The 13,479-nt window shown below is 34.3% G+C and carries 17 protein-coding genes and 1 pseudogene; all 18 read right to left on the bottom strand.

The genetic code is table 11. The annotated features are described in order from the left end of the window. A partial coding sequence (locus BUB36_RS16815) for a peptidoglycan recognition protein family protein (RefSeq protein WP_131821328.1) occupies positions 1-395 on the bottom strand: 395 nt, incomplete at its 3' end. Between the two features lie 25 nt (positions 396-420). Next, entirely contained in the window at positions 421-819 is a 399-nt protein-coding gene (locus BUB36_RS16810; RefSeq protein WP_073152968.1) for a phage holin family protein, read from the bottom strand. A gap of 22 nt (positions 820-841) precedes the next feature. Next, entirely contained in the window at positions 842-1,312 is a 471-nt protein-coding gene (locus BUB36_RS16805) for a hypothetical protein (protein WP_073152965.1), read from the bottom strand. 2 nt (positions 1,313-1,314) lie between these two features. Next, a pseudogene (locus tag BUB36_RS20755) lies at positions 1,315-3,990 on the bottom strand (non-contractile tail sheath protein). Between the two features lie 6 nt (positions 3,991-3,996). After that, positions 3,997-5,403, bottom strand: a complete 1,407-nt coding sequence (locus BUB36_RS16790; protein ID WP_073152957.1) for a hypothetical protein — start codon at positions 5,401-5,403, stop codon at positions 3,997-3,999. Beyond that, positions 5,404-6,378, bottom strand: a complete 975-nt coding sequence (locus BUB36_RS20430; protein ID WP_073152954.1) for a phage tail tape measure protein — start codon at positions 6,376-6,378, stop codon at positions 5,404-5,406. Further along, the gene (locus BUB36_RS20425; protein ID WP_073152952.1) at positions 6,311-7,213 is read right to left on the bottom strand and encodes a phage tail tape measure protein; all 903 of its coding nucleotides are present in this window, start codon (positions 7,211-7,213) and stop codon (positions 6,311-6,313) included. The genes BUB36_RS20430 and BUB36_RS20425 overlap by 68 nt, the downstream gene beginning before the upstream one ends. 13 nt (positions 7,214-7,226) lie before the next feature. Continuing rightward, entirely contained in the window at positions 7,227-7,493 is a 267-nt protein-coding gene (locus BUB36_RS19495) for a hypothetical protein (RefSeq protein ID WP_073152949.1), read from the bottom strand. A 14-nt stretch (positions 7,494-7,507) separates the two neighbouring features. Next, entirely contained in the window at positions 7,508-7,822 is a 315-nt protein-coding gene (locus BUB36_RS16770) for a hypothetical protein (RefSeq protein ID WP_073152947.1), read from the bottom strand. Positions 7,823-7,835: 13 nt separating this feature from the next. Next, positions 7,836-8,240: a phage major tail protein, TP901-1 family gene (locus BUB36_RS16765; protein WP_073152944.1), complete on the bottom strand. Its 405-nt coding sequence runs from the start codon at positions 8,238-8,240 to the stop codon at positions 7,836-7,838. Positions 8,241-8,243: 3 nt separating this feature from the next. After that, positions 8,244-8,633, bottom strand: a complete 390-nt coding sequence (gene gp17, locus BUB36_RS16760; RefSeq protein ID WP_073152942.1) for a tail completion protein gp17 — start codon at positions 8,631-8,633, stop codon at positions 8,244-8,246. After that, positions 8,630-8,995, bottom strand: coding sequence for an HK97-gp10 family putative phage morphogenesis protein (locus tag BUB36_RS16755; RefSeq protein ID WP_073152939.1), 366 nt, complete (start codon positions 8,993-8,995; stop codon positions 8,630-8,632). The genes gp17 and BUB36_RS16755 overlap by 4 nt, the downstream gene beginning before the upstream one ends. Then, complete coding sequence (locus tag BUB36_RS16750; protein ID WP_073152936.1) at positions 8,988-9,314, bottom strand: phage head closure protein; 327 nt, start codon at positions 9,312-9,314, stop codon at positions 8,988-8,990. Before BUB36_RS16750 ends, BUB36_RS16755 begins: the two co-directional genes overlap by 8 nt. A gap of 17 nt (positions 9,315-9,331) precedes the next feature. Then, the gene (locus BUB36_RS16745; protein ID WP_073152933.1) at positions 9,332-9,898 is read right to left on the bottom strand and encodes a head-tail connector protein; all 567 of its coding nucleotides are present in this window, start codon (positions 9,896-9,898) and stop codon (positions 9,332-9,334) included. A gap of 2 nt (positions 9,899-9,900) precedes the next feature. Further along, entirely contained in the window at positions 9,901-10,338 is a 438-nt protein-coding gene (locus tag BUB36_RS16740) for a hypothetical protein (protein ID WP_073152930.1), read from the bottom strand. 77 nt (positions 10,339-10,415) lie between these two features. Next, positions 10,416-11,720, bottom strand: a complete 1,305-nt coding sequence (locus tag BUB36_RS16735; RefSeq protein ID WP_330390531.1) for a phage major capsid protein — start codon at positions 11,718-11,720, stop codon at positions 10,416-10,418. Positions 11,721-11,788: 68 nt separating this feature from the next. Beyond that, the gene (locus BUB36_RS16730) at positions 11,789-12,418 is read right to left on the bottom strand and encodes an HK97 family phage prohead protease (RefSeq protein WP_073152928.1); all 630 of its coding nucleotides are present in this window, start codon (positions 12,416-12,418) and stop codon (positions 11,789-11,791) included. After that, the coding region (locus BUB36_RS16725) for a phage portal protein (RefSeq protein ID WP_073152925.1) at positions 12,366-13,479 on the bottom strand (1,114 nt) is incomplete at its 5' end. The genes BUB36_RS16730 and BUB36_RS16725, both read right to left, overlap by 53 nt.

Below are 13,479 nucleotides of genomic sequence, written 5' to 3'. Positions count from 1 at the left end.
GCATCATAATGTCTTACAACTCTATCTAAAGGGATATCATACTTTTCCATTAAGCACTTAACTAAATCTATTGTGTTATCTACTGCCTTTTCATAGTCTCCATCTTCATTGATACATATTTCAATACCTATTGAATTATGATTTGTTATCCCATACTTTCCTTTACCATCTCCACAATGCCATGATACATTAAAATCTTCTACTGTTTGTATAATTTCTTTATCATCTACAAAGTAATGTGCTGAAGCTCTCCTGTTTTTTCTATTAAAATATCTATAATGATTAAATGCATCTGCACCTTTTCTTTTGTTTCCTGTATCGTGGATAACAATGTATTTTATGTCATTTCCCAGGGAATAATTGTATTTTATAAGTTTTTTTGTTACTTTAACCATAACATTCACCTATCTTCTTTGATTTTTATTTATCCTTTTTAAGCTCATCAAGTATTGTTTTAAGTTTTTCAGGGATAGGTAGTCCAATCTTTGCAGCATTTTCTAAAATACTAATTCCTTCATTAGAAATGTAGAAAAAAATAACGGCTGTGCGAATAGCACTACCGCTTTTTATAACATAAGAATCTATAATATGACCTATTGCTACCATGGTAAAGATTAATACCTTTTTAAATATTCCTTTAAAACCAACCTCACTTGAAATCTTCTTTTCTAAAATTGCCACCATTAAACCTGTAATATAGTCCAAAGCTACAAAAAGAATCAGGGCATACAAAAAGCCGTCATAGCCTCCCAAAAGCCACCCGAGATAGCCACCAACGGCTGTAAAAATAATCTGTATAGTGTTAATAATGTTTTTCACAGTATCTTCTCCTCTCCTAAAATTAATTAAAGCTACCTAGATAAACAAAAATATCTAAGTTAATATCCACTCCAGCTTCATTGGTTATTACTAACTCAACAAAAGGCATTCCTGAAATTTCTGCCTGAGCTGAAACCTTTAAAGAAGGGGAATTCATTATCCCTAGCGGGTCCCAAGAATAATCACTACCATCATCATTTGTAGCTCTAAATGAAGCTAAAGCATTTCCAGAAGCATTTACAAATGCCGTTATTAAATCAAATCCTAAACAAGGTATAGTCACGTTAAAATACTCTCCTGCAGGGATAGTTTCATTAATCCACTTATATGTTTTAGTTTTTAATTTTTCTATAGCCCAATCAGTTCCATCGAAAATATAGATATTTTGTGTATCAGTTTCCTTTAAAATTGCTCCAGCCTTAACGTCCATAGGTTTTTCATCAGTTGATAAGGCTAAAAATCTTTGCCCTTTTTCAAGAAGTCTAAGTGCCATCTTTATGCCCTCCTTAAACTAACATTTGTCCATTTTCCTGTATAACTACCCTCAGCCACATAAAACCCTATAAGGATTTTTGTTAAACTGCCTGTATTAAATATCTTTTTCCTTATTTCTGTTTCTTTTACTGCTAAAGTAGTTCCATATAAAAAGTCAGAATAAACATAGATATACTGGGTTGCATCTTCATCTGAAAGTGTATAGTCTGTATTTTCTTCAACATCTATCCAAGTATATGCGAATAAATCCGTACTAGGATCTGCATTGTTAAGCTTTAGATATTGTTTTTTACTATCATAAATAATACTACTTCCATCTTCTCTATCCAGTTTTAACTTAGATAAATCTAAAAGGTTTTCTTTTCCTTTTGGAACTTGAATTTTATATTCTTCTAAAAGTACTCCATTACCTAAATTCCTAGCCTTTTCCATGATATGCACCTTCCTAGGTGGTTCCCACCCTTGTCTTAAAATCTGGGCGGTAGCCCATATATAAGTTATTTCTCCTTTTGATACTCCCTTTAATGCTGCTGTGTTAATCCTTTTCCACATATTAGCTATATAATCTTGCTTTTTAGGGCAAATATAAAACTTTGTTCCAGGGTATGGCCAAACCTTGTTAAAATCATGGGCAAGTGTCGCCACCTTATTAACAGGGTCATAATCAACTATCATTATCATTTCCTGATTTTCATAGTCCTTTGTGATTTTTAAATTATGCCATGAATAATCCTCCATATCTTGTTCATCAAAACTTAAATATATCTGTAAGTTTTCATTATCGTATGTTACTACTGTTCCTTCAGCTAGTGGCTTAATAAAAACGGGAATCCAATCCCGCATAGCTTCAGGGTAAGTATAAACAAATCCTGCAAAATACTGGGTTTTATGCCTTTGATAACCCATCTGGTACCAAGGAAAATCATATACGTTATAGTTTTTATTCCACTCACCTGCAATTACCCAGTCGTAGTCCTCAATTTGAAAGAAGTTTAAGTTTTCGTTATTTGAAATTTTACTCCATTTTTGACCTGGGAAATTAACAATCCTCATCATTTCATAAACCCTGTCTTTATCAAGTACAGATGGTGGGAAAAATAATACTGTAAAATCTGCTTCTGGATAATACTAACGTATATGATCCCTTAATATATGGGCAAACTCACCGTTTTTATCCCTAAGCCAGTAAAGGGTTTCTTCATACCCTTTTATGCTTTCATGGGATGATGTGAAAATAGGCATCTCATATCCTAATTCTTCTAGGTGTTTATCTTTAGTAGCCTGATCATAAAAACAAGGTGGTTGGTTTTCATCAATTTCTATCCACCACCACCAAGGCTCACCAAGCTGAATTATTGGATGTATTCCTGCTTCTACCGATATATCACAAAGCCCTTTAACATAATTTTTATAATAAACATGCAGGTCTGGATTCGTAAAGGATAAAAGTTTAGGTGTTGGTACCCACATGGTTGTTCCTGGTGTTCCATCATAAGCCCTTTGCCACCAGCTTTCTGGTGCATCTACATTTTCCATTGATATTGAATGAACAACTTTATACCCATAATAATTAGCCCAGTATAAATAATTTTTATACCAAGCTAAAAATCCTTCATTAAACACTTTGTCCGTTTTCATTTCATATTGGTATGGCATGTATCCGCCAGGGTCTGGTATCGGGTTTCCGTTTTCATCAAATTTTCCTTTTTTGTCATAAAAGTGGGATGCACCAATATAAAAGTTTATCCAATCTCTAAAACCTAAATAATACATTTGATACAAAAGCCATTCAGGTGTTATGTCGTAGTTATCATCATAATCATCTGCAAAGCATATACCATGCTCCTTATATGGCGATGTTGGTATGGTCATTAAGAAAGAATTACCCGATGTTACCTGCCAGTTTGTAAATTCCATTTTAAACCATGTACTGTCGCTTTTAGGAATGTACTCAGGATTTGTCCAATTATATTCAGTTGATGTAAATCCCCACTGCAGTTTTTTTATTTGCGTTGTATCTACTTTATACCATTCCCAAGAAGGTGAATTTAAGGCCCAGCCTTGGCTATGAAGCTCATCCCATCTTGCAGTATCACTTATCGCTACCCATTCCCAGACTTCTTCAGTCCATGTCTCTCCAGTTTCAGGATCAGTATGTTCAATCTCATCTACCTTTACCATTTCATATTCTGCCCACCCTGCATAAAGGTTATCAAAGTCCAGTTTTATATGACCCGAGTATCCCGTTGCACTACCTGGAGTTCTACCCCTTGGAAAAAGTATTCCAGAACCACTCTCCCAATCTTGAAGTGGCCTATCTACTACATAATTCCAAGCTTGAATATAGTGTATAGTTCCATCTAAAAGCTCTACTGTAATAACCTGCCCTATAATATCATTAAGTGCTGGTAAATCTCCTTGTATAAGGTAGTCATATTCCAAGGTTATCCCTGATAAATCATTTTTTACAGGTCTTTTTAGTACTGGATGTGCTTTTCTATCTTCAGGCTCCCAGTACATCCCACCATAATCGCCCTTAGAACGAAAGACCCCTTCTGCTGTTATTGACCTTCCATCATTACCTGAAACCACTGAAAACTGCATCTCAAAGTTTTGGTCATTTGTCATAAGACGTGGCTGAAATAGATGAAGTTCATTTTTATCTGTAAAGCCCATTCTGTATCACTTCCTTATCATTGCTATTGCTGATACATAGGTATTTGGTATGCTTTCAGGCACATTATCCCCTATCCAATGTACTTTAAATCCCCTATAGTATAAAATCCCACTTACCTCGTGGGAAACTAAACTAACAAAGGGAGTAATGCTGTAATTATATGGTAGGCTTCCATCATGTGGTATTAGGGGGTCATATTGAAGTCCTACTGAAACTGAAGGTGGAAAAGCATATCCAGAACTTCCTGCAGATACTTCTTCAAATTCAAACTCGATGGCAGGTCCATATGGCGCTCTTAAAAATTCTGCATTAAAATTAAGGTCTATATAATTATCTCCTTTATTTTCATCATCCTTATTAACAAAGTTTTTGAAGGCATCTGTCCAGTCTTTTTGTTCTCCATAGGTTGTTTCTGATGTAAAGGATCTTGCTGATATAAAAAACTTAAGTTTTGTTCTTACATCTACCGCCCTGACACTTTCTATTATGAAGGTCTTTTCTGTCTTTAATTCTTCAAACTCTGATAACTGTACTTTTATTATTTGACCAGGCTTAAATCCTGATGTGTTAGTTTTAAAACTTAATTTTGAATTAAATAGTTTAGCTTTTAATATATTTTGTGCCACTATTTGTGCTTCTGAATTTGAGGTTATATTGTTATTGATAACAGTAATTCCATAAACTCCACTACCATATAAAGATGCCATTTTTTCTATTTCTACTTGATCCTCAGCTGCTCCCATAACCCTTTGACCGTTTATTTCTTTACCTAGAACAAATACTTTGTTTGCATATCTAGATAAATCATTATCTAAAGATACATCATCATAATCTGTAAAAGAATATCCAGGACCTATGTTATAGGGACATTCTTCAGCTGAGTTTATAACCTTAAAATAAAGTTTCTTGTCCATGCTAATCCACCACTGAAAGCCTGAAGCCTCAGCTAAATCATCAATAATCCCCTTTATGCTTTTTGCTTTTACGCTGTATTTTTCTATTAATACACCGCTATCAATCTCACCAACTGTTATCCCTTCAGTACTAAGCCATGTCTGTGTTAAGCTTTGAACAATTACCCCCGCATAGGTATTCTCCCATGTTCCTGCAACGGTTCTCCTTCCTGTTATCTGTTCATAGGCCATTGTTGATATTTCAATTTTGAGTGTTTTGCTATTTCCTTTTGATATTCTTTTATGGGGAGCTTTTTGTATTAGTCCACCGTAGATGATTTCTCCATCGTTAACAACTGTGATTTCCTGTCCTGGTGATATAGAGAAATTATCTTCTTCTCTTTTTAATATTGAGCAGCTCATACTATTTTTTGTATTCAAGTTTTTATTTACAGTAAGGCTGCCTTCTATAAGATTACTTGTTAAATCTACCCCACCAATTAGAATTTGATAGTCCAACTACACCACCCCTGCTAATTTAAGTCTTTCGACTATTCTTTCGCCTATATAATCTATATCATCAGAAAAAATAGTATTTCCAGTGATTGTTAGATTTATATAATTTCCAGTACCTATCCCTTTACTTAGAGGCACTATAGCTTCAGGTCCAGCTTCTCCTATCATTGCAAGTGTTGGTTTTGTTACAATTCCACCTGATGCAAGCATTGGTATTTGAGGTATGTTAAATCCAAAGCTTTTACCTCCTAACCCCGGCACCCATGAAGGAATTGAGAAACTTATTTTATTCATTCCTTTAGTAAAAATGTTTATAGCGCTAATGATTTTGTTTATTGAACCTTTTATCCCTGATATAATGCCATTCCAAATGCCGAGTATATTTTCTTTTAGTGAGCTTATTGTTTTTGATACGATTTCTTTAATGTTGTTAAATGTAGTTACCAATTTGTCTTTAAATTCAACAGCTTTAGCTTTTATGATATCCCAGTTTTTATAAAGCAGTACACCAATTGCTATAAGTCCAGCTATAACACCACCAGCAATTAATACAGGTGCCGATAAACCACCAATTGTTGTTCCAAGTATTGTTGCAGCTGCTTTTAACTTACCGAATATGGTTATAGTTTTTGCGATAACTATTAATAACGGTCCTATAGCTGCTGTTATTAAAGCAATTTTCACTATCAGCTCTTTCATACCTGGGCTTAGATTATTAAACCAGTCTGTCCATTCCTGAATTTTTGCTATTATTGCTTCTATGCTGGGCTTAAGAGTATCGTAAATGGAAAGTGCTGCTTCTTCCAGGGCTGATTTAAGTCTAGTTAATGCACCAAGGTTATTGTCCTGCATAGTTTTTGCCATATCGCTTAATGCCCCATTTGAATCTTGTATATTCTCCCTCAGCTCATCATATTCTTTTCCTACACCATCTAGTAAGGCGTTTAATGTATCTATTTGAGTTTTTCCACCTATCATAGCAAGATAAGTATTTTTTTTGTTCTTCTGTCAAACCTGATAATTTTTCTTTTAATTCTTTTAAAACATTTCCTATTCCCTTAAACTTCCCATTACTATCAAAGGCGGATAAGCCTAGTTCTTCCATTGCTTTACCTGCCTGTCCTGCTCCTGAAGTTAAATTTATAAGTATACTGTTTAGAGAATTTCCAGCTTCACTTCCTTTTTTTCCTCTGTTTGCAAGTATGCCAAACAAGGCATTAGCCTCATCTAAAGGTACGTTTAAGTTTTTCAAAGTTCCCCCAGCAACAATCATTGCTTCTGCTAACTGATCTATGTTTGTATTTGATTTTCTAGAAGTCTGGGCCATTTGGTCTAAGTATGTTCTTAGTTCTTCAGTTGTCAATCCTAAAGCACTCATACTGTCAGTAACTAAATCTGAAGCCCTTCCTAAATCAATATTTCCTGCTTCTGATAGCCTAAGTACAGGTTCAAGCCCTTTCATAATCTGACTTGTATCCCAGCCAGCAAGGCCCATGTATTTAATAGCGTCAGCTGCCTCACTCGCTGATTTTGATGTTTTAGACCCCATTTCACGTGCTAATTTTTCAAGTTTGTCAAATTCTTCTCCAGTCGCACCTGTAACTGCTGAAACTTCCGACATTGATTTTTCAAATTCCATTCCTAGTTTAGTTGAAGCTGCACCTATACCTAAAATGGGAAGGGTCACTTTTGTTGTTAATTGTTTTCCCACTCCCTGAAGTTTATTTCCTAAATAGGATATTTCCCTAGTAACCCTTCTCATTTGTCTATCAAAATCACGAAGGTTTGCCCCTATTTTTACTATTAAAGCCAATTTATCACCACCTTTAGGTGAATATTTCTTTAAGTTCTTTAAGTTGTTTTTGCTTTTCGATGGTACTAATTTTTTTGTTCTGGATATCATTACTGAAGAGTTTGTGATTTTTGCCTTTAATTGCATTAAAAATAGCCAATCTTGTGGCTAATGCCTTCATTTCTAAATCTCTTTTATACTTTTCTTCATATCCCTCAAGGATAAGCTTAAGTTCTTTTGGTGTCATTTCATAATAATCTAAAAAGGATATGCCTAAATAACTAGTTGCTATTTTAAACATATCTTCATAATCAATTACACTTTCTGATTCATCTTTTTTTTAGTGCCCCCAAGTGAGTTTTCTAAGACTTCAGCTAACTTTTCATTTAAATAATCAATTCCTTTCTTTTCAATAACTTCATCCATTAATTCCCCTACCTTATCAAGTGTGAGGCTTTTATCTTCCCACTTTAATGCACAGTATAGAATTATCCTAAATTCTTTAATTCCTAAATTTTCGTTAAGCTTAGTTATTGTCTTTCCTGTCATATCTTCTATTTGACAAATTGCATTTATTCCAAGTCTTAAATTCCTTACTTTATCCATTTCAATAGGAATAAACTTTTTCATCTAACCACTTCCTTTAAACTGTTGTTTTGGTAAGAGCACCTGTTCCTTGAAGGGTCACAGAGTAAGTAGCTGTATCATCGTATGGAGCTTCAATAGGAAAATCTGTAATTAAAGCTTCTCCTGAATATTTATTACCAGCAGCTGTAGCAAGCTCTACTAAAACCTTTGTTCCATTCATGTAAGCACTTTCTAAATCACTAAAAGCTGTATCGCTTTCTACAAGTAATCCATCTGCTTCTATTGACCATTCTTTTATACTTGCTTCGTTTTCTCTCCAGCCACTACTGGATTTTGTTGTTATGTCTATGGTTTCAGAGCTTCTATTAAGAGTTGCTCCCCGCTGGCCACCTAAAATGTTATATGTGCCAGGTAAACCACCATCTTCAATCTTTATTACAAAATCAACTCCTTTAGCCATCTATTACACCTCCATTATCTTTACTCTCACTTTTAAAACTCCCTGTATATATGTTCCTTCATTAAATATTTCAATGCTATCTAATCTTTGATAGTAGCTTTCATGATTTTCTATATTTAAATCTTCATTTAATGCACTTTTAATTTCGCTAATGATTTCTTCTATTTCCTTTTTTCCTTTTCCACTACTAAAGATATATATAGTCTGAACTACTTCTTCTCCTGTAGTTGTTTTTGTAAAGTAGGGAATAGATATTATCTCACCTAAAACTACATAAGGCATCTTCTGATTTTCTTTTACATAATCAAAGACGCCTTCTACTTTGTCAGTTAAAGGTGAGTAGTTTGTTAATCTGTCATATAAGGCTTTTTGCACTTTTAAAATTCCACTCATCTGTTTACCTCACTTCTCATTTCTTGTAAGTAATCATTTCTTGAAACTTCTTCAGCAGGACCCATGAAAGGCCTTGCTCTCATTTTTACAGTCCCATACTCGTGAAAATGCGCTTTCCACCCACCAGGTAGCCTTGGCTTTACTGTAGCCATAAGACCACCTTCTAAATATTTAGCCTTTATGCTTTTTTTGGTTTCTCCTGTGTCTACTGGAACTCTTGCTTTAGCTTCCTTTACTACCCTTTTAGCTGTTTTCTTTATTATCTTTTTTACATTCTCTCTTTTTTCTATTTGAAATAGCCCTATTTCTCTTATTGTTCTTTCTACATTTTCAAGTTCTATATAAAAACCTCTATTAGCCATCCTCTCCACTTCCTATGCACATGATTTCAAGAAATCTATGTCTGTTATCTATGTCTATGATGCTTTTGATATAAAATATCTGACCCTTATATTTAATTCTGTTTGATGTATTTATATCGTTTCTAAATCTAATAGTTATCTTATGAGTTATTTCACTTTGGACCTTTTTCATTTCAAAATATTCTCTGCCCCTAAGGGGTTTAATATTGGCCCATACAGTATATTTATCTTGCCAAACTTCCGAAAAACCACCATATCCATCTGGTGTTAAAATGTTTTCCTGTATAGTTACTCTATCTCTTAGCTCACCTATTTTCATTAAAACATCACCACTTTTTAAAGTCTATAAACCTTATATGGATACAAAAGGGCAGAAATAGAAAAAGGAAGCGCCTTAAGCTCCCATCTGTTACGACTATTTACGATTTCTCTGTTTTCATAAAAATGGCCACAAAGAAGTAGTGTAGCCTGCTTTATACTGTGAGATACTTCTAAGTATCCAGCTTTAACTTCTACCCTTACTTTCCCTGGAATATCTGTAACATCCTTTGGCCATCTGTCTTTATGAACTATAAGTGGAGGCTCTGTTTCAGGTATTTTTACATAGTTTAATGGCTCTATATAAACTTCTTCACCATTTAAATTAGTGTAGTATACTTTATTTATTTCAAGTATTGGTGTAATTGGTAGTTTTAAGACTTTACTTGGAAAGGTATCAAGTATAACTTCTACAGTCTTTTGCTTTATATACCTTCCTGTAAAGTTTTCACAGTATTCAGTAGCTACTTTAATGAGGTAAGTAATATAGGCATCTTCATCAGTATGCTCTACTCGAAGATGCCCTTTTACTTCATCTAAAGTTACTATATCAGGACCTATTTCTTCTATTATTTTTATATCCATAACTAATCACTATATCTTGCGCTAGTTAAAATAGCTACTATACTTCCTTCTACTGGAGCATCTACTACTTCTACTGCCTTAATTCTAAGATATTTATATTCTAGTTTTGCAAGGGCCTGTGAATCTACTTCTATAACATAGGTTTTATTGTCCCCAGCAGTAGTTGTAAAACCAGACGTATCTGCTAAAATATAATCTGAAAAATCATCACCAGTTAGTGCTTCTTTGTATCTAAATTCAATTGGTGAAGCTTCTGTTGCTACTTCATCACTACATGCTTCAACTGTTATGGACTGCGTTCCAGTATCTCCAGTTCCTGTAGCAATTACAAAGGTTACATGATTATAACTTGATAAGTCTATAGGACTTGTAGTAACAGTACTGGCAAAGGCATCAACCTTAGGTGGTAAAATCGTGTTTATATGAAATGTTTTATTCATTATATCTCCTCCATTTAATAATTTAAGGGCAGCTAAAAACTGCCCCTATCTATTCATTTTTATTAAAATTCTATTGTTTATTTTCTATCTGAAAGTGCTACAAATGGTGATAAACTACTACTTCCTTTGTATGGAGTTAATGCTTTATCCCAAATTGGCTGCCCATCTACTCTATAAATAAATCTAAATACACTTTCATCATATAAAAATCTTACATGTATTGATGAAGCTGCATTAATTCCACCTTTATCTATAAGTAGATATTGACTAAAGTCAGCTAGTATTATATCTCCAAGAGTACCTAAACTACTACACTGTTCTATAGGAATAACAGGTCTACCAAATAGTGTACTGTAAGGCTTACCTGCAAGACCGTTAGCTGGCATATACACTGGTACTCCTCCATCACCTATTTTAAGTGATAATGTATAAAGCATTGGCTCTACATCTTGATTAATAAGCCATACTGCATTTTGTCTACTTCTTCCCCACATTCTTGACCACATTTTTACTATATTCTCTACAGTTATAGTCTTGGCAGCTTGTCCTGTTTCTTTTGCTACTTTAACAAGTGCTCCTGAATTTAAAATACCAAGGGGCTGTCCAGCACCATTTCCGTTAATTATTGCATCATCAATTTTAAATCCAAACTCTTCAGCAAACCCTTGTATAAGTACTGATTCAAGTGCTGCTGCATCCGTTAAAAGTTCATCAGTTACATAACAAAGTCCAGTAAGCTTTTTCAGGCTTAAATCCATTACTCTAAATTTAGGTCTAGAACTAATAAGCTGATCTGCTTCATTTTCCCAATAGGTTTGTATTCCACCCCATCTTGAACCATTAGCCCTTGAGGATTCATTTATAGCATTGATTTTAAGACCATTTGAATTTGTACTAAGGGGAATCTTACGGCATTTTGAAGCAATAACGCCAGTATTATAAGCCCTTTTTAAAAGCTCAGAAACAAAATCCTGCTGAACTAAAAAGCCACCATCACTAGGTAAACTTTCAGATAGTCCTGATGCAGCTCTGGTTGTAAGTCTTGAATCGACTCTACCATTAGGACATGCAGCCCTATAAACTGCCATCATTTGCTCACCAAAACTTCTGAATTTGGTTTCATTTGATGATAAATTAGAAGTGTTTGGCTCATTTCTTATTGGTTCACTATCCCTAGTATTAAGTTCTGCTTCTAATCTTTGCTGTCTTTCTTCAAACTCAATTTCTTTTTGTCTTTTGTCGATTTCTGCGTTTAAGTCTTTAAGCTTTTGTTCTTCTTCATCTGTTAAAGTTCTGTTTTCTTTCTCTACTGTTTCAAGAATACTCCTTGCCTGTTTAATAAGCTCTGCTCTTTTTTGCTTCATTTCAGCTATATTTTTCAAATAAATCACTCCATTTCATTGATTTTTGGTATAAAAATAGCACCTTCTGTATTTTTCAGATAAGTGCTTTAGTACTTACTTAGAATTTCAATTTTTCTTTTATATAAATCTAACTTTTCTTTAGCTTTTATAGCTTTTTTCTGTCTTTCTTCCTCTTTATGCTTTTTAAAAACCTCATCTATACTTCTAACCCCTATATCAGTTTGAGGGTATGCTGGATAAGTGACTGGTGATACATCAAAAAGCTTAACTTTCTGAAGTTCTCTTACATCCATACCTTCTTCAAGTCCCCAGCGGTCCGATTCTACAATAAATCCAAAGGACATTTGGGTAATATCTCCCCTATCAATAGATACTAAAAGGTCTCTGGCCCACTGGGTATCTGGTGGATGAATTGTAACTTTAAGGCCCTTTTCATCTTCTTTAAGTTCTAAAGTTCCTGATTTATTTCTACCAAGGACATAGTCAGGATTATGGTTAAATAGAGCCCTTATATCATCCTTTTCTATTGAATCTTTAAAGGCTCCTGGCAGTACCCTTTCTTTATATGGGAAAAATCCACCCATTTTTTCACTCCACTTATTAAATACAGCTGCATGACCTTCAATAGTTCTGACTGTTTTCTCTCCTTCTTCACTATTTGGTTTACTTTTGACTCGAAGCTCCGTCATATTTATGGTCCTTCTTTCCATTTCCATCAGTTTCACCACCTTCCTTAGAATCATTATTTATCTTAGCAAAGGCACCAGCCATGTTAAGTGGGAGCATATTTCCATTAATAAGGTACAGATCACCGCCTTTATCTTCACTAATTGGGTTTAAATCTTCAAGTTCTCTTATGTCATTGGCACTATACCAGCCATTTTGCCTTCCTATGGCGTAGCCTTCCATCCTTGTTTTAAAATCTCCTCGAAGTAGACCATCCATCGTAAATTTAGCAAAATATTTTTTTCTCTCACTAGGAGTAAGTAAACATTTGTGAATGGCCTGCTCCCACCTTACAAGCCAAGGTCTTATGGTATGAACTGCAAACTCTATAGATTGATGCTCTATATTTGAAAAGGTAGCATGTTCTAAATCTCCAATAAGATGAGGAGGTACTCTATAAATTCTACATATTTCATTTATCTGAAATTTTCTTGTCTGTAGAAACTGTGCATCCTCTGGTGGTATTCCTATTTCATGGTATTTCATTCCTTCTTCTAGTACAGCTACTTTATGTGAATTTCCTACACCCCTATATACCTCTTCCCACTGTTTTCTTAGTTTTTCAGGATCTTTTAAAACCCCCGGATGTTTAAGTATTCCTCCTGGTCTTGCTCCATTTCCAAAGAATCTTGAACCAAATTCCTCAACTGCAAGGGCTAATCCTACAGCTTCCCTAGCAGCAGATATTGGAGATATACCAGTAAGTCCATTAAAAGAAAGTCCTGGTATATGAAATATTTTCTCTTTAGGGTAAATTATCTGTTTGCTGTCAATAAAATATTTATATTTAATTTTCTTAGTTTCTTTATCTCTTTCTACTACCATCTTATCTGGCTGTAGGGGATAAATCTCTACTATATTACCTGCTCCATCTCTTACTATTTCAGCGTATGCATTTCCCCATAGTAGAAGGTGAGTCATCATTGTTTCCCTAAAAGAAAAGCTGGTCATTTCTTCATTAGGTAAATCATGAAGGATTAAATACAACGGGTGATTTATAGCCTTTTCCTTTCCTTTAGTTTTTCTAATATATAAAGGAAGAGGTAAGCTG

It is taken from the genome of Paramaledivibacter caminithermalis DSM 15212 (genome assembly GCF_900142245.1).
Classification (GTDB): domain Bacteria; phylum Bacillota; class Clostridia; order Peptostreptococcales; family Caminicellaceae; genus Paramaledivibacter; species Paramaledivibacter caminithermalis.
This window is presented reverse-complemented; position numbering and strand designations above follow the sequence as displayed.

Bases quoted from the DNA above. Each gene is read 5' to 3' on its own strand.
- BUB36_RS16770 (WP_073152947.1), bottom strand. From the start codon at position 7,822: ATGAAAAAGTTTATTCCTATTGAAATGGATAAAGTAAGGAATTTAAGA.
- BUB36_RS16765 (WP_073152944.1), bottom strand. From the start codon at position 8,240: ATGGCTAAAGGAGTTGATTTTGTAATAAAGATTGAAGATGGTGGTTTA.
- BUB36_RS16745 (WP_073152933.1), bottom strand. From the start codon at position 9,898: ATGGATATAAAAATAATAGAAGAAATAGGTCCTGATATAGTAACTTTA.
- gp17 (WP_073152942.1), bottom strand. From the start codon at position 8,633: ATGAGTGGAATTTTAAAAGTGCAAAAAGCCTTATATGACAGATTAACA.
- BUB36_RS16755 (WP_073152939.1), bottom strand. From the start codon at position 8,995: ATGGCTAATAGAGGTTTTTATATAGAACTTGAAAATGTAGAAAGAACA.
- BUB36_RS16740 (WP_073152930.1), bottom strand. From the start codon at position 10,338: ATGAATAAAACATTTCATATAAACACGATTTTACCACCTAAGGTTGAT.
- BUB36_RS20430 (WP_073152954.1), bottom strand. From the start codon at position 6,378: ATGATAGGTGGAAAAACTCAAATAGATACATTAAACGCCTTACTAGAT.
- BUB36_RS16750 (WP_073152936.1), bottom strand. From the start codon at position 9,314: ATGAAAATAGGTGAGCTAAGAGATAGAGTAACTATACAGGAAAACATT.
- BUB36_RS16805 (WP_073152965.1), bottom strand. From the start codon at position 1,312: ATGGCACTTAGACTTCTTGAAAAAGGGCAAAGATTTTTAGCCTTATCA.
- BUB36_RS16730 (WP_073152928.1), bottom strand. From the start codon at position 12,418: ATGGAAATGGAAAGAAGGACCATAAATATGACGGAGCTTCGAGTCAAA.
- BUB36_RS19495 (WP_073152949.1), bottom strand. From the start codon at position 7,493: ATGTTTAAAATAGCAACTAGTTATTTAGGCATATCCTTTTTAGATTAT.